The organism is Alteromonas sp. PRIM-21 (genome assembly GCF_027563165.1).
Classification (GTDB): Bacteria; Pseudomonadota; Gammaproteobacteria; order Enterobacterales; family Alteromonadaceae; genus Alteromonas; species Alteromonas macleodii_A.
On sequence record NZ_JADOEK010000006.1, the window covers coordinates 86,271 to 108,072 of the forward strand.

Annotated in this window: 20 protein-coding genes; 14 read left to right on the top strand and 6 right to left on the bottom strand. The window is 45.7% G+C overall.

The window, feature by feature from the left end:
* Nucleotides 1-27 precede the first annotated feature (27 nt).
* The 4 genes from IW644_RS10490 to hemC all read right to left on the bottom strand — a co-directional run bounded on the left by IW644_RS10490 (nt 28) and on the right by hemC (nt 4,120).
* Nucleotides 28-1,203: a heme biosynthesis HemY N-terminal domain-containing protein gene (locus IW644_RS10490; protein WP_269917556.1), complete on the bottom strand. Its 1,176-nt coding sequence runs from the start codon at nt 1,201-1,203 to the stop codon at nt 28-30.
* Entirely contained in the window at nt 1,200-2,372 is a 1,173-nt protein-coding gene (locus tag IW644_RS10495; RefSeq protein WP_269917557.1) for a uroporphyrinogen-III C-methyltransferase, read from the bottom strand. The genes IW644_RS10490 and IW644_RS10495 overlap by 4 nt, the downstream gene beginning before the upstream one ends.
* Complete coding sequence (locus IW644_RS10500) at nt 2,373-3,104, bottom strand: uroporphyrinogen-III synthase (RefSeq protein WP_269917558.1); 732 nt, start codon at nt 3,102-3,104, stop codon at nt 2,373-2,375.
* 77 nt (nt 3,105-3,181) lie between these two features.
* On the bottom strand, nt 3,182-4,120 hold the full coding sequence (hemC, locus tag IW644_RS10505) for a hydroxymethylbilane synthase (protein WP_269917559.1): 939 nt from the start codon (nt 4,118-4,120) through the stop codon (nt 3,182-3,184).
* Nucleotides 4,121-4,317: 197 nt separating this feature from the next.
* On the opposite strand from hemC, the gene IW644_RS10510 reads away from it, so the two are divergent.
* Nucleotides 4,318-5,379, top strand: coding sequence for a GGDEF domain-containing protein (locus tag IW644_RS10510; protein WP_269917560.1), 1,062 nt, complete (start codon nt 4,318-4,320; stop codon nt 5,377-5,379).
* Between the two features lie 150 nt (nt 5,380-5,529).
* Here the strand turns inward: IW644_RS10510 and IW644_RS10515 are convergent, their stop codons facing one another.
* A complete protein-coding gene (locus IW644_RS10515) occupies nt 5,530-6,201 on the bottom strand; it encodes an alpha/beta hydrolase (protein WP_179981965.1) in 672 nt (223 codons plus the stop codon).
* 279 nt (nt 6,202-6,480) lie between these two features.
* Between IW644_RS10515 and gmk the strand changes: the two genes are divergently transcribed.
* The 12 genes from gmk (at nt 6,481) to IW644_RS10575 (ending at nt 19,236) form a co-directional block, all read left to right on the top strand.
* Nucleotides 6,481-7,122: a guanylate kinase gene (gmk, locus tag IW644_RS10520; RefSeq protein ID WP_179981966.1), complete on the top strand. Its 642-nt coding sequence runs from the start codon at nt 6,481-6,483 to the stop codon at nt 7,120-7,122.
* Between the two features lie 169 nt (nt 7,123-7,291).
* Complete coding sequence (gene rpoZ, locus IW644_RS10525; RefSeq protein ID WP_179981967.1) at nt 7,292-7,564, top strand: DNA-directed RNA polymerase subunit omega; 273 nt, start codon at nt 7,292-7,294, stop codon at nt 7,562-7,564.
* Nucleotides 7,565-7,706: 142 nt separating this feature from the next.
* On the top strand, nt 7,707-9,818 hold the full coding sequence (gene spoT / locus IW644_RS10530; protein ID WP_269917561.1) for a bifunctional GTP diphosphokinase/guanosine-3',5'-bis pyrophosphate 3'-pyrophosphohydrolase: 2,112 nt from the start codon (nt 7,707-7,709) through the stop codon (nt 9,816-9,818).
* 24 nt (nt 9,819-9,842) lie between these two features.
* Complete coding sequence (locus tag IW644_RS10535; protein WP_025257011.1) at nt 9,843-10,229, top strand: RidA family protein; 387 nt, start codon at nt 9,843-9,845, stop codon at nt 10,227-10,229.
* A gap of 3 nt (nt 10,230-10,232) precedes the next feature.
* Entirely contained in the window at nt 10,233-10,940 is a 708-nt protein-coding gene (gene trmH, locus IW644_RS10540) for a tRNA (guanosine(18)-2'-O)-methyltransferase TrmH (RefSeq protein WP_269917562.1), read from the top strand.
* A 188-nt stretch (nt 10,941-11,128) separates the two neighbouring features.
* On the top strand, nt 11,129-13,201 hold the full coding sequence (gene recG, locus IW644_RS10545) for an ATP-dependent DNA helicase RecG (RefSeq protein WP_269917658.1): 2,073 nt from the start codon (nt 11,129-11,131) through the stop codon (nt 13,199-13,201).
* Complete coding sequence (locus IW644_RS10550; RefSeq protein ID WP_269917563.1) at nt 13,194-13,994, top strand: class I SAM-dependent methyltransferase; 801 nt, start codon at nt 13,194-13,196, stop codon at nt 13,992-13,994. The genes recG and IW644_RS10550 overlap by 8 nt, the downstream gene beginning before the upstream one ends.
* 1 nt (nt 13,995) lies before the next feature.
* A complete protein-coding gene (locus IW644_RS10555; protein ID WP_269917564.1) occupies nt 13,996-14,469 on the top strand; it encodes a peroxiredoxin in 474 nt (157 codons plus the stop codon).
* A gap of 353 nt (nt 14,470-14,822) precedes the next feature.
* Nucleotides 14,823-15,632 (top strand): hypothetical protein, encoded by an 810-nt coding sequence (locus tag IW644_RS10560; RefSeq protein ID WP_179981974.1) that lies wholly within the window; start codon nt 14,823-14,825, stop codon nt 15,630-15,632.
* Between the two features lie 9 nt (nt 15,633-15,641).
* Nucleotides 15,642-16,676, top strand: coding sequence for an extracellular solute-binding protein (locus tag IW644_RS10565; RefSeq protein ID WP_269917565.1), 1,035 nt, complete (start codon nt 15,642-15,644; stop codon nt 16,674-16,676).
* A complete protein-coding gene (locus tag IW644_RS10570) occupies nt 16,673-18,196 on the top strand; it encodes an ABC transporter permease (RefSeq protein WP_269917566.1) in 1,524 nt (507 codons plus the stop codon). The genes IW644_RS10565 and IW644_RS10570 overlap by 4 nt, the downstream gene beginning before the upstream one ends.
* Nucleotides 18,196-19,236 (top strand): ABC transporter ATP-binding protein, encoded by a 1,041-nt coding sequence (locus tag IW644_RS10575; protein WP_269917567.1) that lies wholly within the window; start codon nt 18,196-18,198, stop codon nt 19,234-19,236. The genes IW644_RS10570 and IW644_RS10575 overlap by 1 nt, the downstream gene beginning before the upstream one ends.
* A 91-nt stretch (nt 19,237-19,327) precedes the next feature.
* On the opposite strand, the gene IW644_RS10580 is transcribed toward IW644_RS10575, so the two are convergent.
* Nucleotides 19,328-20,158 carry a mechanosensitive ion channel family protein gene (locus IW644_RS10580; protein ID WP_269917568.1) on the bottom strand — a complete coding sequence of 277 codons (831 nt, stop codon included), beginning with the start codon at nt 20,156-20,158 and terminating at the stop codon, nt 19,328-19,330.
* A 289-nt stretch (nt 20,159-20,447) separates the two neighbouring features.
* On the opposite strand from IW644_RS10580, the gene IW644_RS10585 reads away from it, so the two are divergent.
* Nucleotides 20,448-21,629: an NAD(P)/FAD-dependent oxidoreductase gene (locus IW644_RS10585; protein ID WP_269917569.1), complete on the top strand. Its 1,182-nt coding sequence runs from the start codon at nt 20,448-20,450 to the stop codon at nt 21,627-21,629.
* Nucleotides 21,630-21,802: the final 173 nt, after the last annotated feature.

A 21,802-nucleotide genomic window follows, 5' to 3' on the forward strand; every position in this document is an offset into this window, starting at 1 on the left:
CTACCAGAAAGCTAAACGAATATTCATTTAGCTAGCTAGTTGCTGCCCTTCTTTGTAAAGCTGAAGGGCGGTGGCTGTGTCATGCTTGCGTTCACTAATGGCAGAAAGCAGCAATAAGTCTTCTTTGCGCGACTGCATTTTAGTGGCTTTAAGCAGGGCTTTTTCAGCTAACACATCATCGCCCGAGTTGAATGCCACTTGGCCTAGCGTGGAATAAAGCTCAACGTTTTCTTCGTCTTGCTTTATCCAGCTTTCAAGTAAACGTAATGATGGTGATGCATCAGGAATATTAAGCTGCGTGAACAGCGGGAATAGCGCGCTGTTCGGCCCGCGTTTTTGCCATTCAACTAACAAATTTTGAGCGTCGGCATGCATACCTTGGTCAAGAAGTTGTTGAATGTAAGCGGCGCGATAAGCGTCGTCGTGACGTAATTTGCGAGGCAGGGTGTCCCAGTATGATTTAAGCTCAACGGCACCTTGCTTACTGGCAATTTCTGCAAACTTACCTTTAGCAATACGCTGGCTCCACGAGGTGTAGTCAGTTTTAGGCAAGGCTTTACGCCAGCCTGATAAATTCTCTTGAAGCACCTGCCACTTACCTAGCTTGGCAAGAATTTGCGCTTTTAATTGCACAACCTGCTTGTTGTCACGATCTTGCTCGTCTAGTTCGTTAAGCTTTTCGAGTGCTGCCTCGAACTTTTCTTCAGCCAGATCAATGCGTGCATGCATTATCGTTGCGGCTACTTTCGCTTTCGGAAAGTCAGTTGCCTGAACAAGGAAGTAGCGGGCTTTGGCCAAATCGCCGTTGGCAAATGCAATTTGCGCTGAGGCCAAGTAGTTAACACCTTCGAAATCACCATTGGTGGTTTTGCCTAAAGCTTTTTGCGCCGAATCAAAATCACCTGCAGCCATGGCGTGCAAGCCATCGTAAAATGCGCGCTTGCGCTTGCGTTCACCTAAAGTGCCGAACCATTTATGTGAGCCTGTAATTAAGCTTAACGCCCACAAAACAAAACGGGATAACACATACCAGGCAATAACGGCACCAATGACCAAAATACAAAAGCTGATCACGGTCATTTCAATAGCAGTACTGCCTAGAGAAATAAGTACGTAACCTTTATCGCCAAGTATCATTGGACCAACAATAAGCGCAACAACGAATGCGGCTAATACCGCAAGGGCAATAGCTAACCATTTCATAGTGCACTTGCTCCTTGTCCAAACACCTGCTTAACACGGCTATCCAGCAAACGCTCTAGCGGTTTTTGTGACGCTAGCTCTGTAGGAATTGGGCGTGATATATCGGTGGCTATCAGGTTTTGTAGTGCGTCAACAAAGCCGGTTACCTGACTCTTCTCAGTGTCGTATTTTTCAATAAGCAGCGTTTGTGCATATTGAAGCGATTGACTGTAAAGCCCTGCATCGCCCTGAAGCGCGGCGGTTTGTGCGTGCATAAGCTGCAGACGAAGCTGCTCTTTTGCCAGGAACTGCGCTTCTAGCGATAACACTGGCTCAACCGGGCCTTCAATAGTTTTAATGGTAAGAAAATCATTTACCAACGAGCGCCACACTTTCGCAAGGTTGTCCTGCCAGTCGTCAGCCGACTCTGACAAGGTGGTGTCTTCTGCGTTAGCATCTTCAGGCTTTTCGAAGGTATCCAGTGGCAGCTTATCGATTTGCGCAATCATGCCCGTAAGGGCAAGCGCCACCGAACTTTGCGACACAGGGTTTAGCTGCTGTAGCGTTTGAATATCTTCAGCTAGGTTAGCGCGAACGGGTAGTACCGACGGGTCAGCCAAAGACTTTAAGCGCTTATCTGCATTAACCAATAGCAAAATTGCTGTGCGAACATCGTTTTCCAGCCAAAGCTTTCTACCAGCCATACGAACTAAATAGTCAGCTTCTGCAATTAGCCAGTCGGCTGGGCGGCGACCTTCCATATTGTTAAGCTGTTGAAGGGTAGACTCGGCCTGTAAGCTAAGTTTCTCGTTCTCAGACTTAAGTTCATCTACCGTATCTTGTAAGGCTTTATTCGTTCGCGACACGTCTTCTAGCGACGCTAAGATTTCGCTACGTTCTCGTTCTATATTGTTTAGCTTTGCCGTGTTGCTTTGCTGTGCGTTAGCGGAATCTGCGCTAGCCGACTGCTGCTGCATGTAATACCAGTAGCCCGCGCCAGCCATGCCTATTACGGCTAAGAACAAAATGATTACAACGAACCATAGCAGGCCATTGCCTGATGATTTCTTTTTCTTAGTGCCAGATTCAGTCGATTCACTCTGCGTGGCAGAAGACTCAATTACTTCTTTTTCAGCTTCCACTTTTACGAGTTCCTCTTTTTGTGGGCTATTTTCATTATTGTTGGCCATTCAATACTCCCAGTTATCCTTTACCCAGGCGATGAGTGCCTGATCGGTGGCTCGCTGACAAACCGCTACCTCTTTAACACCTTTACTGTTAAGGGTTTGGGCTACTCGGTCACTCACTGTTAACCATTTAAAGGCTAACAAAGCGTTACCAAATTGTTCTATCAGTTGCAGTGCCATTGCTTCGCTTGTAGCGATAATGCCGCTAACTTCGCCCATTTTCCAACGTTTTGTGTAAACTGGGCGTGTAAGTTGCTCCCTTTTATAAACGCAAAAGCTATTTACTAAAATACCTTTTTCGTCTAATCCTTTTGCTATGGCTTCTCGTCCACCTTCACCCTTAATAATAACGACATGCTTACAGTTTGCCTCATTAAGCTGATGCATTGCCAGTATACCTTCGGATGTATGGACCTTTGGAGTAACAACGTTCGCCGAAGAAAACGTTTCAAGGCCTGCCTGCAGTTTGCGCGCGGTGGCATCGCCAACAGCAATAATCAAAGGGAGTGGGGAGGCTGTGTCACGCAGCCCCGAAATAACACTATTCACAGCGTATACGCTGGTAACAATAATTGCGTTTACTGTATTTGAAGCTAAATATTCTGCTGCGGCTTTTCGTTCAGACGAGATATCAATTATGTCAGAGGTGGCTACCCCTACCGCTTTAATGCCCGCTTGCTCGAAAGCCGAAGCACTCGCTTTTAATTTTGGCAGTGGGCGCGTGAACAGAAGCATATTATCGAACTCTCATCCTTTTAAGTTTGCTGCGCATTCCTATGTGCGTAAAAATGCGCGCTTCTACTAAATATAACTTAGTTATAAAGTGCTTTAAGAATTTCTCCGGCACCTTGCTCTAATAGCGCTTCCGCTACTTCAACACCTATGTCTGCGGCTTTTTCCCGTGACGCAGTAGCAGACGCAAACAGCAACTCAGAGCCATCTGGTTTTCCAACCATACCAGTTAAGGTTAGTACGTCGTCGTCTAGGGTAGCAAAACTACCAATAGGTACTTGGCAGCCGCCTTCCAATCTTTCATTCATGGCGCGCTCTGCGGTAACACGGGTGTTGGTATCGGTATGATTTAACGCTTGTAGCAAGTTAATTAGCTCTTCGTCGTCGTTACGGCATTCAATACCTACTGCACCTTGGCCTACAGCCGGCAGCGAAATGTCGGCAGGCAACGGCATACGAATACGAGATTCCATTTCAAGGCGAATAAGGCCAGCGGAAGCTAGGATAATGGCGTCGTATTCACCCGCATCTAGCTTTGCTAATCGCGTGTTCACATTACCGCGTAGATCTTTAATGATGAGATCTGGACGATATTTGCGAATTTGGCACTGTCTGCGAAGGCTAGATGTGCCGACAACTGCACCTTGTGGCAACGCATCTAGGCTATCGTGGTCATTAGAAACAAAGGCATCAAACGGGTTTTCGCGTTCACAAATAGCGTGTAAACCAAAGCCCTCAGGAAACTCTACTGGGACGTCTTTCATTGAGTGAACCGCGATATCAGCACGGCCTTCCAACATGGCTATTTCAAGTTCTTTAATGAACAGTCCTTTACCGCCAATTTTCGCCAATGGCGTATCTAAAATTTTATCGCCCTGCGTACTCATAGGCACAAGCTCAACGGTCATTGATGGATAATGCTCCATTAATTTTGCCTTCACATACTCTGCTTGCCAAAGCGCTAGCGCGCTTTTTCTAGTAGCAATTCGAACGGTGCGGGTAGTGTTGAGGTGACTCATGGCTATTCCAAACTCTGTAAAAAAAGAAACTTAAACGCTGTAACACAACGTTATACGAGATACTTCGTAGTATACGCATTTTCTGGGTTAATGTTTGAAATTAGGCGCAGTTTTCTACTTGGTTTTTGTGCAAATATACGTCTATGCTGTAGTTGGACGAAGTGTCTGCTTATAAATTTGGGGAGTAGAGTTGTTAGATGGACAACACGCCAATTGGACAATTACTAAGAAACGCGCAACAAGACGAAGCTGAAGTAAAAAGACGCAAACTGACGTTGTATTTCATTTCCTATGTTGGTGGCACCATAATCGCATTTATGGCGTGGCTCAATTTTGGTACCAATAACCCATTGTTGGTTAGTGTATTAGCTACATCTGCCACCGTTATTTACCTCAACGTTGCGCTTTCACATATTTTCCCCAAAAGTGATGTGTTTTATTATTTCGCAGGGCTTATTGTTCTTTTTACCATCAATGCCTTGGTTTATACCGGCGGGCTGAACAACACGGGCTTGTACTTCATATTTCCACTACTTTTTATTCAAATAATAGTGGTGCGATTTAAACCCGCTATGCTTTATGTTGCGGTTACCATAGGGCTGGCGATTTATATGCTGTATAACCAAGACGTTATTGTTGCAAAATACCCTGATGAGCATGTTTCACGATTTTTAATTGCCACATTCTGTTTTATTTGCGTTGCCTTTATTGGCGAAAATTTCTGGCACAAAAGCCGAAAAGAAATGCTGCGTGAAAATTTAGAGCGCATGAGGCAAGCTAACACAGACCCGCTAACCAAATTACCAAACAGACGCTTTTTAGAAACCGTCTTTTTTGAACGTGCCATGAAAGACCCTGGCGCCTATTTCCCTCTTACCGCAGTGGTTGTCGATATAGACCATTTCAAGAAGATTAACGACACCTATGGTCATGATATTGGTGATGAGGTGCTAATCCACTTCACTAGCATTATCAAAGGTGCTGTTAGAGCCTCTGACATTGTTGCGCGTACTGGCGGAGAAGAGTTCTTAGTACTCTTTCCTCTAGCGCCTTTGAGCCAAGGCGTAAAACTTGCGGAAAAAATGAGAAAGGTTGTTGAAGAAAATCCATTTATAGAAGGGGATATCAATCACAACATTACCGCCAGTTTTGGTGTGGCTACTGCGCTTACTGACGACAAACTGCACGCTAGCTTAAAGCACGCTGATGATAATCTCTATAAAGCTAAAAATGGGGGGAGAAACCGCGTTGCAGAATAGCGAGATGTTTGAAACGACCTGTTTAGAATCTTAATGCAAAGTATGAACGCAACGCGTGAATATAAGGGAATAGCCGCAAAGGCGCTTGACGCAGTGTGATAATTCGCTTTTTTATAGCTAACTATCACACTGAATAATGCTTCGTGAAACTTAGTTTAGAACTTTCTGAAGCCAATCACTGATATCGCTTAGCTCATCCATACATACATTGTGCTGCATGTTGTAGGTTTGCCATGTGGCTTTAAAACCGTTTTCGTTTAACGTTTTAAATGCCGCATTGCCCATGAATACGGGTACCACTTCGTCTTGTTCGCCGTGCGCCATCATAATAGGCGTTTCACGATTTGTGTCTGTTGCCTCACTTGCAAGTAGCGATGGCTCACTCATATAGGTTGATAGTGCAATAACGCCAGCAAACTTACGGGCATATCGAGGTGCTAGGTGAAGTGCAATTACCCCGCCTTGAGAAAACCCAGCAAGTACTATGCGTTCGCTAGGAATACCACTTTCAATTTGCGCTTCAATAAGTGCTTCTACTTGTGCAGCAGATTCTTTTACGCCTTCTAAATCGGCACGGCTTTCAAAGTCCAGTGATTTGATGTCGTACCATGCACGCATACGCATTCCACCGTTAATGGTTACGGGGCGTTCAGGTGCATGGGGGAATAGAAATTTGACGGCCATTGATTCAGGAAGCTTTAGTTCAGGCACGATAGGCGCAAAACCGTGGCCTGAATCGCCTAGACCGTGTAGCCAGATAACGCAGGCATCAGGCGTAGTGGATGGGTTTATCTCTACGCACGGCAGAAGTTGCTGAGTCATTCATTGTTTCCTAATTTTGTTGTTACCCTATTACCAATGGTTATCCTTTCTCACGGGCAATCTCTGTCTTTTCCAAAAAGGCGTGGGGTCAGAGTACTTTTTCTGCCACCATCATCTTTAGAAAATTATTATTGTTATTTATTTTGCTAACTCCGGTCTGCGACTAAAGAGTATGCACCATCAATGGATAAACCAGATAATCGCAGTTACGGCGCAATGGCTTCATATGCTATCATTGCCACTTGAAATAACCACATTTTGATAGAATTTTAATATCCTATGGCTTCACTACTCGGCAATTTATTTATTCTTGCTGCTCCTTCTGGAGCAGGAAAATCAAGCCTTATCAAGGCACTAATGGAAAAGTATGAAGGAAATGCAGCCACGCCTATGCAGGTGTCTGTATCTCATACCACGCGTCAACCGCGTCCGGGTGAAGTAGACGGAGTGCATTATCATTTTGTAAGCCGAGAGCAGTTTGAAGCGCTTATCGAACAAGGCGTATTCTTTGAGTATGCGGAAGTGTTTGGCAATTATTACGGCACCTCCCGCGTGACTATCGAGCAAACATTGCATCGCGGTATTGATGTGTTTTTAGATATTGATTGGCAGGGTGCTCGCCAAGTCAAAAAGCTCATGCCAGACACATGTGGTATTTTCATTCTTCCTCCGTCACTCGATGTATTAGAGCAGCGCTTAAACAACCGCGGCCAAGATAGTGAAGAAGTGATTGCAGGGCGTATGGCACAAGCAGTAGCAGAGATGTCTCACTTTAGTGAATTTGATAGCGTGATCATTAACGATGATTTTGCGACTGCATTGAGTGACTTAGAAGCCATTGTGACAGCGCAGCGTTTGCGTACAGTAAAACAGCAAATGCGTCATCAAGTGCTATTGGACGAACTGCTCGGTAGCGCGTAAGCTTAACCAAACAATAAGTGTTTTGTTTTAATTTACAGCGATCGCTGCATATTTCGTACGATCTGACTGCTTCAAATTCAAACAAAATGCTAGGATCGCGCTACGTATCTGTGTATACTACGCGGCCGTTTTTTGAATAACTTGCTCAACCTAATTTTCGGAGAAATACATGGCTCGCGTAACTGTAGAAGATGCCGTAGATAAAATTGGTAACCGCTTTGACCTAGTGCTTGTTGCTGCACGCCGTGCACGTCAAATTGCCACTGAAGGCAAAGATCCTATGGTTGACGTTCAAAACGACAAGCCAACTGTTACAGCACTTCGTGAAATCGAAGAAGGTCTTGTAACTGCATCGACACTTGAACAAGCAGAACTTCAAGCACAAGAGCAGCAAGAACACGCTGAATTTGCATCAGTAGCAAATATTCTATCTGATCAATAAGACCTCTTTTTAACGGTTTTATCGATATTTTGGCGCCAGTGCTTTGAAAAAAGCACTGGCGCTTTGCTTTTGGTGTATTGGCTTATTGCACAATTAAACGTATTCTTAGGGTTGTAACGTTAGATAAGGGTCACGCTCCACTGTGTATTTGTTTGAAGGTTTAAAGCAGAAAGTTTTAGAGTATTTGCCAGCAGAGCGCGTACAGCTGGTCCAGGAATCTTTTGTGCTAGCCCAAGAAGCGCACGATGGACAAATGCGCTCAAGTGGCGACCCGTACATTACTCACCCTGTCGCGGTTGCGGGTATTCTTGCAGACATGCACCTTGATCACGAAACGATCATGGCGGCGCTTCTTCACGATGTTATTGAAGATACCCATTACAGCAAAGAAGATTTAGCTGAAGCGTTTGGTGAGACCGTTGCCGAATTGGTAGAAGGGGTTAGTAAGCTAGATAAACTTGCCTTTAGCACTAAACAAGAAGCGCAGGCGGAAAACTTCCGCAAAATGATGATGGCCATGGTGCAAGACATCAGGGTTATTCTTATTAAACTTGCCGACCGCACTCACAATATGCGCACGCTGGGCTCCCTTCGACCAGATAAGCGCCGTCGAATCGCACGCGAAACGCTAGAAATATATGCACCTATTGCCCATCGTTTGGGCATTCACGATATTAAAAATGAGCTTGAAGATTTAGGTTTCCAAGCCATGTACCCCATGCGTCATCGCGCATTGAAATCTGCCGTACGTCAGGCACGTGGCAATCGTAAAGAAATCATCGAGAATATTCGCGAAGAGCTTAACACGCGCCTTGATGCCTACGAGATAGAATCTGATGTATTAGGCCGCGAGAAGCACCTGTATTCCATTTACCGAAAAATGAAAAACAAAGAACTCATGTTCAACGAGGTAATGGATATCTATGCTTTTCGTATAGTCGTTAAATCGGTGGACAGCTGCTATCGCGCGCTTGGCGCTATGCATGGTTTATACAAGCCAATTGAAAACCGCTTTAAAGACTATATCGCTATACCTCGTACTAACGGCTATCAGTCGTTGCACACGTCATTAATTGGTCCTCATGGTATTCCTGTTGAAATTCAAATTCGTACTCAGGAAATGGATCAGATGGCGGATAAAGGGGTAGCGGCCCACTGGCTTTATAAAGAGCCTGGTGATAACGGCACTACTGCACAGCTACGTGCGCGCAAGTGGATGCAAAGCTTGCTTGAGCTACAACAATCGGCCAGTTCATCGTTTGAATTCATCGAGTCGGTTAAGACTGACCTGTTTCCTGACGAAATTTATGTATTCACCCCAGATGGCCGAATCATTGAACTGCCAATGGGCGCAACCGCTGTGGACTTTGCCTACGCGGTACACTCTGATGTAGGTAATACCTGTGTAGGTGTGCGGGTTGAGCGCAGAAACTTCAGCTTAAGTAAGCCCCTTGAAAATGGTCAAACCGTGGAAATTATTACCTCGCCGAAAGCGAAGCCGAATGCGAACTGGCTAAACTTTGTGGTGAGCGCTCGTGCTCGCACCCGTATTCGCCAGTATCTGCGTAAGCAGCATTCTCAAGAAGCGGTGAACATGGGTAACCGTCTACTGCGCCATGCGTTAGGCAGCGTGAAACTAGACGATATTCCAAACGAAGATATTGAACGTGTGGTAGCCGAAACCAAGCACGCTAATTTTGACGATTTGTTAGTAGATATTGGCCTTGGTAACGAGCTAAGTGCAATTGTAGCGCGCCGTTTATTAGGTGAGAGCACAACAGACTTATCAGATAAGAAAGGTAATGTAGCCATTCGCGGCACAGAAGGCCTGCTTGTTCACTATTCTCGCTGTTGCCACCCTATTCCTGATGACGAAATTGTAGCGGTATTGAGCCCCGGCCGCGGTATGACCATTCACCAAATCGGCTGTAACAATATTCGTAAGCTTACCCGTGAAGAGCCGCAGCGCGTGTTGCCTATGCAATGGGACGACAATCCGCAAGGTGAATTTAAAGCGTCTCTGCGCATTGAACTATTCAACCATCAGGGCACACTGGCAACATTAACGAACACTATTTCAGGGTGCGATTCCAACATCATTGGTCTGCAAACTGAAGAAAAAGAGAGTAATATCTACTTTATCGACCTAGAACTTACCACGCACAACCGTGTGCACTTGGCGCGCGTAATGAAGAAGATTCGCACCATGCCGGAAGTTCAGAAAGTGTCTCGTCATAGTCAATCACGACACTAATTACTACAAAATTTAGGAACTACTATGTCTAAGTCTATTATTCAGACCGATAAGGCACCTGCTGCTATTGGTACTTACAGCCAAGCGGTAAAAGCTGGTACTACTGTTTATCTTTCGGGTCAAATTCCACTTGTTGCTGAAACAATGGAAATGGTTTCTGACGACTTTGAAGCCCAGGCGGTACAAGTTTTTGAAAACATCAAAGCGGTGTGTGACGCTGCTGGCGGCACCACAAACGACTTAGTGAAAGTGAACATCTTTCTTATTGACTTAGGTCACTTTGCAACGGTTAATGAAATTATGAGCCGTTACTTCAATAAGCCTTACCCAGCGCGCGCTGCCGTTCAGGTGTCTGCATTGCCAAAAGGTGCACAAATTGAAATTGATGGTGTAATGGAACTGCCGGAGTAAGCCATGTCACCTGAGCGTTACCAGCGCATTAGAGATGTGTTGGAAAAAAGACAAACCGATTTAACGGTATGCCTTGAAAATGTGCACAAGCCTCATAATGTTTCGGCAATCGTAAGAACGTGTGACGCAGTAGGTATTCATCGCGTTCACACCGTGTGGGAAAAGAAATACCAGTTTCGCCGTGGTACGGCTATGGGCAGCCAACAATGGGTGCGCCAAACCAATCACGATAATATCAACGATGCGATGGCTGAGTTAAAAGGCCAAGGCATGCAGGTGTTGGTTACCCATTTATCTGACACCGCGGTAGATTTCCGTGATGTCGATTACACCAAACCTACCGCAATTTTGTTTGGTCAGGAAAAGTATGGTGCTTCTGATGAGGCGAAAGCCATTGCCGATCAAGACATCGTTATTCCCATGATGGGCATGGTGCAGTCGCTTAATGTATCGGTAGCTGCAGCTCTGGTTCTTTATGAAGCACAGCGCCAACGCACTATTGCGGGGATGTACAATACACAGCAGTTGCCGGAAGAAGAATGTCAGGCTTTGGCATTCCAAAACGGTTATCCTCGCTTGTACAAACTATGCCAACGCAAAGGTTTGCCACTGCCTGCTATTAACGCTATGGGTGAAGTGGATGCTGACGATAGTTGGTGGCGAGAAATGCAAATTACTAAAGCAGAAGCTAACGCGCTAGAAGCCGACTAAGAACTAATGAACAAGTTTTGCTATTACTGTCACTTTTGTATAGGCCAGCGTAAAAAACTGGCCTAAAGCGTACTCGCCAACCTCTCAACAATCCTTTACACTTCTTTTCTTATAACATGTTGAATAACACCAGCTTGTGCCTTTTCAAAGGTTAAGTCATTTATGTTTCAAAAGAAGGATGTCGCTTGATGCAAGCACTGGCCACTACACCCATAACTGCGCTTAAAGGCGTGGGCGCAAAGGTGGCAGAAAAACTTAATAAAATAGGCTTGTTTACCCTTCAAGATATACTGTTTCACCTTCCTCATCGCTACGAAGACAGAACCCGTATTTACAGCGTGGCTGAGTGCCGTCCGTTTACCCATGTAAGCGTGCAGGGCGAGGTGATGAGCGCCGACATTCAGTACGGCAAAAAACGCATGCTGGTGGTAAAGCTCAGTGATGGCACAGGTACTATAACCCTAAGGTTTTTCCACTTTGGTGCTGTACAGCGGTCAATTATGACCCCGGGAAACACGGTGCGCTGTTTCGGTGAAGTGCGTACTGGCAAGTGGGGCATTGAAATGATGCACCCCGAATTTAAACTAGTGGACGAAGACGCGCCACCCACAGAAGAATCATTGACGCCAGTTTACCCAACCACCGACGGTGTAAAGCAGCTAACCCTTCGCAATTTAACCGACCAAGCTTTGAAGCTGTTAGATAAAGGAGCGCTGGCCGATTTGCTGCCAGAAGGCATTTATGACGAACAAATTAGCTTAAATGAAGCGCTTCACTTAGTGCATCGTCCGCCGCCTGATGTCGACGTACACGAGATGGAAGAAGGGCTTCATCCTGCTCAATATCGATTAATTCTTGAAGAGTTGTTGTCACACCATTTAAGCGTGTTGAAAGTACGCAAACTATCTGACGCACAGCCCGGTATTCCAATTAGTGTGAACCAGCCGCTTATCGATAAAATGCTCGCTCAGCTGCCGTTTTCACCTACCGGCGCGCAGGCAAGGGTAGTCGAGGATATTCAAAAAGATATGCAGCATGCGCGGCCTATGATGCGCCTAGTACAAGGCGATGTGGGCTCGGGCAAAACCCTAGTTGCAGCATTGGCTGCACTATCAGCCATTGGGGCTGGTCACCAGGTAGCGCTGATGGCGCCAACAGAGCTATTGGCTGAACAACACGCGAATAACTTTCGTGGCTGGCTAGAACCTTTAGGTATTGAAGTAGGCTGGCTTGCCGGAAAGCTAAAAGGCAAAGCGCGCAATGAAGTTTTAGCGCGTTTAGAAGCTGGCGATATTCAAATGTTGGTGGGTACGCACGCTATTTTTCAGGAAAGCGTGAACTACCAGCAGCTAGCACTTGTTATTGTGGATGAACAACACCGTTTTGGCGTGCATCAGCGCTTGGCCCTTCGAGATAAGGGCGAACAGCAAGGTCGCTACCCTCACCAGTTGATCATGACGGCAACGCCTATTCCAAGAACGCTGGCCATGACAGCCTATGCCGACCTAGATACCTCGGTCATAGACGAACTGCCACCGGGCAGAACGCCGGTACAAACCGTTGTGCTACCAGACACGCGCAGGGCCGATGTGATAGAACGCGTACGTCAGGCTTGTAAAGATAATGGCAGACAGGCTTATTGGGTGTGTACGCTTATTGATGAGTCGGAAGTATTGGAGTGTCAGGCCGCTGAAGATGCCGCGGTTACCCTGCGTACCGCATTGCCAGACTTACAAGTTGGTTTGGTACACGGGCGGTTAAAGCCCGCTGAAAAAGCGCAGGTTATGGCCGACTTTAAAGACGGTAAGCTGGATTTACTAGTAGCGACTACGGTTATTGAAGTTGGCGTAGACGTACCTAACGCCAGTATTATGATTATTGAAAACCCTGAACGATTGGGGTTAGCACAGCTTCACCAGCTTAGAGGCCGAGTAGGGCGAGGTGCGGTAGAAAGTCAGTGTGTACTTATGTACCAAAGCCCGCTATCGAAAACCGCTACGCAGCGACTAGGCGTACTACGTGAGTCTAACGACGGATTCTACATAGCACAGCGCGATTTAGAAATTCGTGGCCCAGGTGAATTTATGGGGACGAAACAAACCGGAATGGCAGAGCTGAAAATAGCAGATTTGGTTCGCGATGCTGCACTTATTCCAAAAGTTCAAGAAATTGCCTACACCCTTTGGGATAAATACCCGTCTCACGCCCAAGCCATCATTAATAGATGGATAGGGCATAAGGAGCAATACGGTCATGCTTAAAAGTGTGCCTTTGATTGATTGCGATAACGGCGACAGCGCTAAAGCAAATAGCGAAGATGCTGGGCTAATTAGCGCAATCAGCGAAAAATGGGGCTTTCCTGTTGTTAGTAGCAGTGAAAAGCCCGTCGAAGGCTTGTACTTACAGGTGCGAAATGGTGTGCTGGGCCTTGCTGACGCAGGCGAGAAAAAAGTAAACCCGGTAGAGGTAGATTTTGCTTCGCCAGCTAGTTTGTACCGCAAACAGCACGGTGGCGGGCGCAAAGAGCCTATTGTTAAAGCTATAGGCCTTAAAGGCAATGAAGCGTGGCATGTGGTAGATGCAACGCCAGGACTGGGGCGTGATGCCTTTGTGTTGGTTAGCGTGGGCTGCAAAGTCACTATGATTGAACGCTCGCCTGTGGTTGCCGCCTTACTTGAAGACGGTATTCGCAGGTTAGCACTTAGTTTTCCAGAACTTGCAGCTAAAATGTCGCTTCAACATGGAAATAGCGCTGAGGTAATGCAATACTTCACTGGTGAGAATGTGAACGCTATTTATCTAGATCCCATGTTCCCACATAAAAAGAAGTCAGCCTTGGTGAAAAAGGAAATGCGGCTGTTTCAGCAACTGCTTGGTCATGACCCAGACGCAGATGCGCTGTTACCGCCAGCACTCAAGCTAGCTACGCACCGGGTAGTGGTTAAACGCCCAAATAGTGCAGATGTGCTGGCAGGAATAAAAGCATCAATGGCTATTGAAAGCAAAAAACACAGATTTGATGTGTATTTGTGTCAAAAAAATCTAGGAGAGTAGCATGATACAAGTTGGGGGCACTTTGCCTGAAGTAGATTTTAGCCTTTTAGTAAATGGCGAAATAACTAACCCAGGAACGAACGAACTGTTTTCAGAAAAGCGCGTTGTACTATTCGCTGTACCCGGCGCTTTTACACCTACTTGCTCACAAGCACATTTGCCAGGCTATGTAGCACTTGCTGATAAGCTTAAGGCAAAAGGTGTTGATAGTATTATTTGCCTAAGTGTGAACGATGCATTCGTTATGGATGCGTGGGGTAAAGCGAACAATGCAGAAGAAATTACCATGCTAGCCGACGGCAACGGTTTCTTTACCAAGCAAATTGGCTTAGACATGAGTACAGGTAACTTCGGTGGCTTACGTTCGCTTCGTTATTCTATGCTTGTAGAAGATGGCGAAGTTAAAAAGCTAAACGTTGAAGACCCTGGTCGTTTCGACGTGAGCGATGCCCAAACCATGTTAGATAGCCTTTAATTTTTAAAAGGCCTTAAATACTCAAAGCCCGCAACGATTGTTGCGGGCTTTTTTTGTTTAGTTTTTTGTGAATATTCATTAATTTAGATATGCGTATACTTGGCGGTCATTTTCATTAAAATGTAACGCAACTATGATCTAGCAGTTTGCTAATTGCGTTGAATATCAATATGTTCAGCGAGGGTTAATCATTTAACCTGCACTATTATGGCTCAAAAACGTAGAGAAACTAAAGGCTAACGTAAGGCCGATGCACTGCGTTACTTAGCGTGTAGCCTCGTTTAGTTACCTTTACTTGCTTAATGATAATAAGTATCATTTGCGCGAAAAGACAAACGTTTTAGGAAAAAATTATGACAATAACACTGAAAAAAATAAGCGCCTTAGTACTGGCTTCGGCCGTTACTTTCTCGATGTTTTCTTCACATGCGCTTGCAAACGGTGCAATTGGTGATCACGTAAACAATTTACATGCACATATTGGTGAGTACACCGAAGAAGTACATTGGTTAGAAAGTAAGTTTGGCAGTGTTGTTGATGCGTATGAAGCAAAAGATAAATCGCTTAAAACAGACGCGCTAATCGAGTACTGGGAAGAAGTAGACTTTCACTCTGCCATTGAAACCCAATACGTACCTATTTATGCCTCTATTTGGCAAGGTATTTATGGTGTAAAGGTAGCTATTGATGAAGGTAAGCCTATTGCTGATGTGCGCGTAGAGCAAGAGAAGCTAAATCATGCCTTGTGGCAGGCGCTAGGCGCAGTTAAACTTGCGTCTCAATATCAGAAGAAAGGTCTGGTTGGAAAAGTTCAAACCACTGAGAAAGAACCTACCACAGGCCCTGAAGTTATCGACGATATCAAAACACGTCTTGATCGCGTTGTTGCTAAATATGCAGAGCAGCTTCACGAGGTTGCAACAACACTAGTGCACGACACCTATCTTCAACGTTTTGAAGGTGTAGAGGGTGACTTGATTGCGAAAGACGCAGCCTTGGTTGAAGACCTAGAAAAAGATTTTAACGTAACGCTTCCGCAAGCTATTTCGAAAGATAATGGCGTAGATGCGGTACGCAAAGTTGTAGAATCTATGCAGGCTAAACTTGATCGCGCTCGTACACTGTTAGTTGAAGTAGAGAAAAGTCGTAAAGACGTATTTTAAGGAAGGGGTATGCAACGTAGAACATTTTTGCAAGGGCTAGCCGCAGCTGGTGCGTTAACTGGCTTGCCGTTTAGTTTTGCCCACGCTATGTCCCAAACTGGCAGCGTGTCAGTAGAGTCTTTGCCTAAATTAGAAGGCGATCTCACCCTTTATTTAGGGCGTGGTGAAGGCGGTCTGTACGAAAATGTTCTAAAAGCAATTGAAAAGCGCAATCCCAAGCTGAACCTGAAGGTTCGGCGCGGCGGGTCAGCAGCATTGGCAAACACCATTGTTGCTGAAACAAAAGCGGGCGTGAAACGCGCTGATTTGTTTTGGGCCGTCGATACAGGGTCAATTGGTGTTGTGACTGACGCAGGCGCTGCAAAGTCGCTGCCTGATGATTTACGTTCACAGCTTCGCGAAGATTTTCAATACCCGAGCTGGTCACCGGTAACAGGTCGTGTGCGCACACTGCCGTATAACACCGAGCGTGTTAAGCCCGAACAAATCCCAGAAAGCGTAATAGCGTTAGCCGATAGCGATTTAAAAATTGGCTGGGCGCCGGCTTATTCGTCGTTCCAGTCTTTTGTTACCGCTATGCGTATTTTGGAAGGCGAAAAAGCAACAAAATTATGGCTTAAAGGCATTAACAAGCATTCTAAAAAGTATGCGGGTGAACTTGGTGTAGTAATGGGCGTTGAACGTGGTGAAGTAGATATTGGTTTTGCTAATCACTATTACACGCTTCGACTTAAATCAGGTAAGCCAAACGCGAATGTGGCCCTTGCTTATAGCAAAGGTGATGCAGGCTGCTTAGTTAACGCATCAGGTATCGTTGCGTTGAGTGACGGTGATTTGCCGGTTAACTTTATTCGATATCTGTTATCGCACGAGGTGCAGTCTTATCTTGCTCGCGAAGCATACGAAATACCTTTGGTTCAAGGAGTTGAACCACCACAAGGCTTAGCGGAACTAAGTACGCTATCGCCACCCGAAATGGACCTTCGTAAACTGGCTGATTTACGCCCAACACTTAACCTTATGAGGGAAGTTGGCGTACTGTGACAAACTGGCCAAAGTCGTATCCACTGGCACTACTTATTGCGCTGATGGCTCTATTGCCCGTCGGCGTTTTATTTTCTTTAGCTCAAGATAGTGCCCAGCTTTTTGATACCCATAACCTTCGAGTACTAGGCAATACTATTTCATTGGTAGTGCTTACTATCATTGGTTCGGTGCTTATAGGTGTCCCCCTTGCTTTTTTAACTGCCTATGTGCAAATGCCATTTAAGCGGTTCTGGCTTATCTTGTTGGCTGCGCCACTGGCGTTGCCTAGCTATATTGGCGCATTCGCCATGTACTTCTCATTTGGTATTGGCGGAGAGATAGAGAACGTTTTAGGTATTAACACGCCGCCGATTAGCGGTCTATGGGGCTCGGCTCTGGTCATGAGCCTATACACTTATCCCTTTGTAATGATGACAACCCGTTCAAGCCTGTTGAGTTTAGATGCAAGTTTAGTTAACGCGGCGCGTACGCTAGGTCTGTCGTTAGGTGCTAGCTTATGGCGTGTGGTGCTACCGCGCGTAGTAAACAGCGTTGCTGCGGGGGCATTGCTTGCTGCGCTTTACGCGTTATCTGATTTTGGCACACCCGCAATAATGGGCTTCGACACCTTTACTCGCGTTATTTTTGTTGAATACAACGCTTTTGGTTTAAGCCAGGCAGCCATGCTTAGCCTGCAGCTTATGGTGATTGTTGGGCTTATTCTGTTTATAGAAAGCCGAATAGGTGGGGCGCAAGAACGCCCAGGAAAGCACTTATCCTTATTTCCTGCACGCTGGCAGCGCAACCTAATGTTGCTTGCGACCATGCCTGTTGTATTTATGGCTATTGTACTTCCCCTAGCTATCTTCACGCTGTGGTTAGTGCGAGAGGGCACAGGTGGCTTTGAATTAAGCTATGCATGGAATTCAGCCCATGCATCATTTATTGCCGCAATTGTGGCCGTGCTTCTTGCCATTCCGGTTGCTCACGCGGCTATTGCAGGCAAAGCTGGCCGCTTTATGGAGCGTATTACTTATTTCGGCTTTGGTGTACCAGGTATCGTTATGGGAACAGCGCTGGTGTACGTGGGCCTTAAGTACTTGCCTGCGTTGTATCAAACCTTAAGTTTATTGGTTATGGCCTATGTGCTGCGTTTTATTCCTCTAGCGGTGGGAAGTGTTAGAAGTACCGCCGAGAATATAGACTCGGGCCTAGTGAAAGCTGCCCGCGTACTTGGCGCTAGCCCAAGAGAGGCCTTTATACGAGTTACGCTGCCCTTAACCCTTCGTGGTATGATTGCTGGGGCTGCATTAGTGTTTTTGGAAGCCATGCGTGAACTGCCCGCTACATTAATGTTGGGGCCTACAGGCTTTGAAACCTTAGCCACTTACATGTGGCGTGTTTACGAGGCGGGTTACTTTGGACGCGCTGCCGTACCTGGGCTTCTACTGGTTTTATTATCTGGCCTGGGACTGGTTCTCATGCTGTCGGGCGAAAGAAAAGCCCAGTTTACTGTTACCGAGGATGATCGTTCGTAATGCTTAGTGTAAGTAATTTGTCAGTGAATTATGGGTCTACCCGCGTTGTCGACAAGTTAAATCTTGAGCTTGCGCAAGACGAAATCCTGATGTTGGTAGGGCCAACAGGCTGCGGTAAAACTACTATTTTGCAGGCATTGGCAGGGCTTATCCCTATTTCAGAAGGCGCAATGAGCCTAGGTAATTGGGAAAGTACAGCAAATAAACACGTGCCACCTGAAAAGCGTAACGTTGGCATGGTGTTCCAAGATTTTGCGCTATTTCCCCATCTTACCGTTCAGCAAAACGTATGTTTTCGTTTAAAAGACACTAAGCTTGCCGATCATTGGCTTAAACTATTAGGTCTAGATAATTTCCGCGATGCTAAACCTGCACGTCTTTCAGGCGGGCAGAAGCAGCGTGTTGCGCTAGCGCGAACTCTTGCGCACGAACCTTCTTTTGTACTGCTAGACGAACCCCTTTCAAACTTAGATGCAGCGTTAAAAGACAGCTTGCGTTGGGAAATTCGCGACGCGCTTAAAAAGGCCGGCGTGCCCGCAATTTGGGTAACCCATGACCAAGAGGAAGCGTTAAGTGTTGGTGATAGAGTGGGCATATTAAATAAAGGTGTGTTAGAGCAATTAGACACACCTGAAGCCTGTTATGCTTCGCCAGCAAGCCGCTTTGTTGCACGGTTTATGGGCGAGGCAAGCTTTTTAAGTGCCACATTTGATGCTAGTGAAGTAAATACAGACAAAACGGTCGTTACAGAGATCGGCAAGGTGCCAGGCACGCCGCTTCAAGGTGCTAACGGCAATGTAGATTTGCTCGTACGGCCTGATGATTTAAGTTTAGATGCAGCCCATAGCGAAACTAACTGTACGGTGGAGTGGGTGCGTTATGAGGGCGAAAGCCGCCTTTATGCTGTTGTGCTAGATAGCGGTGATGAACTGAAAGTACGCGTAAGTCATGAAAACGCTATTAAGCCAAATACTCGTGCATTTGTTCAGTTAATTACTACGCACCCCTTGGCCGTGTTTCCTAAAAAAGATAAAGCGTAATTCGTTTTTAGCTGACTTAAAATCAGAACATAAAAAGGGCAGCCAATCGGCTGCCCTTTTGCTTACTAGGACGTTATTTTTTACCTGCGCGCTATGCGTTTTCGTTTACCACAATTACTTTACGGTGCGGGAACGGAATTTCAATGTTAGCTTCATCTAGCGCTTTCTTAATCTGCTCTGGCACTGAGAACAGGATGTCGAAGTAATGCTCGCCGTGACAGAATGGACGAACAATAAAGTCGACTGAGCTATCGTTAAGGGTAGATACCTCAACAAATGGTGCTGGGTCTTTAAGTATGTGCGGGTGGTCTGCCAATACTTTATCGATAACGGCACGAGCAGCATCAATGTTTTCGTTGTAGGCAATACCAAAGGTCATGTCTACACCGCGAATTTCATGATGGGAGTGGTTAACAATTTGCTCGCCCCAAATTTGGCTGTTTGGAATGATAATTTGCTTATTATCGAAGGTTTGCAAAATAGTAGTGAATAAGTCGATTTCAGTTACTTTACCGAACTTGCCCGCCGCATCGACAAAGTCATTAACTTTATAGGGACGGAAGATAAGCAGCATGACACCTGCAGCCAAGTTAGACAGTGTACCCTGAAGCGCTAGGCCAACCGCAAGCCCTGCAGCACCTAAAAGCGCGATAATAGATGCTGTTTGAACCCCAAAGCGATTAAGTACCGCTATGCCAACAAAAGCAAGAATGGTATAGCGCGCTACGCTTCCAAAGAACTTAAATAGTGTGTCATCGAGTTGAGGGTGGCGGTTGGCAATTGAAACAATGCCTTTGTAAACCTTACTAGCAACCCAAAGACCAATAATTAGAATGGCTAGGGCTAGAAGTATATTGGTAGCCCAAGCTAATGCTGCAGGCAGGTACTCGTTAATATCGAGTGATGCTAAGAACTCTTCCATGGATACAATCCTCTGTAATTTGTGAAGTAGTTACTGCTTGTTTTGTTCGTTTGTTCGTTCAAATTGAGTTGCACCTCAATTCTGGTGCGTAGTTATATGTGAATTAAAAATCTTTTAGTATTGTTAAAAAGTATTAAAACCCATAATTTTCTACTAAAGAACTAGATTAAATTTACAGTAAGATTAGGCTTTGCGTTGTGCAGCAAGGCTTATTACGTATAATCCCGAACTCTTAACCTACGCTTGAACGGGCGTGAGTATTTTTGGCTAGATGTAAGGTGAATACAGAGTGATTAAGCGCGATGTTATTGTTATAGGAGCAGGTGCAGCAGGGCTTTTCTGCGCGGCACAGGCAGGCGCGCGAGGTCGCAGTGTAGAAGTACTCGACCATGCCAAAAAAGTTGGCCGTAAGATCCTTATGTCTGGCGGTGGGCGCTGCAATTTCACTAATATGTACGCGGGGCCAGAAAACTTCCTTTCGCAAAACCCGCACTTTTGTAAGTCGGCATTAAGCCGCTATACCCAATGGGACTTTATCGGTTTGGTTGCCGAGCATGGTATTGCCTATCACGAAAAAACCTTGGGTCAGCTATTTTGTGATGACAGCGCTAAAGATATCGTCGACTTATTGCTTAACGAGTGTAATAAAGCAGGGGTTACCATTACTACTCGCTGTGACATCTCAAGCGTAGAAAAAGTTGATGGTGGGTACTTACTAACTACTTCGAATGGCGAATATAGCTGTGAGTCTTTAGTAATCGCAACCGGTGGTTTAAGTATGCCAAAGCTGGGGGCGACGCCATTCGGTTATAAAATTGCCGAGCAATTCGGCCTGAACGTATTACCCACACGGGCCGCTCTTGTGCCCTTTACCTTACACGATAAAGACAAAGAGACTCTGGCAGAGCTTAGCGGTATAGCCACTGATGTATACGCTAGTTGTAACGACACTACGTTTAAAGAAGCAATGCTCTTTACTCATCGAGGTTTAAGCGGCCCGGCTATGCTGCAAATTTCAAGTTATTGGGAGGCAGGTGACAGCTTAAGCATTAACACGCTGCCTAATGATGATGCCACGGCACTTATACAAACTGCTCGCACCGAAACGCCAGACGCACTACTTGCTACCTGCTTAAATAAAGTATTCCCCAGACGCATGGTGCAAAGCTTTATTGAATATCATAACTGGCGCAATGTACCGGTGAAACAGCTTACCCACGGCGAATGCGACGCTATTGCTGACACACTAGAAAATTGGCAAATAAAGCCCAATGGCACAGAAGGTTATAGAACAGCGGAAGTCACCATAGGTGGCGTAGACACCAACGAACTTTCATCAAAAACCATGATGGCTAAAAACGTCGAGGGCCTTTACTTCATAGGCGAAGTGGTCGACGTTACCGGCTGGCTTGGAGGCTTTAATTTCCAGTGGGCATGGAGCAGCGGCTGGGCAGCAGGGCAGGTGGTTTAATGTCAGGAAAGAAATGTAGCGAATACATTTTGAAGTAAACGAATATTGATTTGGAAGCCTAAATTATTAACCTATTGATATTACTAGCCTCTATCCTAGAGTGTATTATTCGTTTATCCCATAAGTGCTTCAATCCTCTCACTTATGGCGTTCAAGTAATAACTTGATGAAAA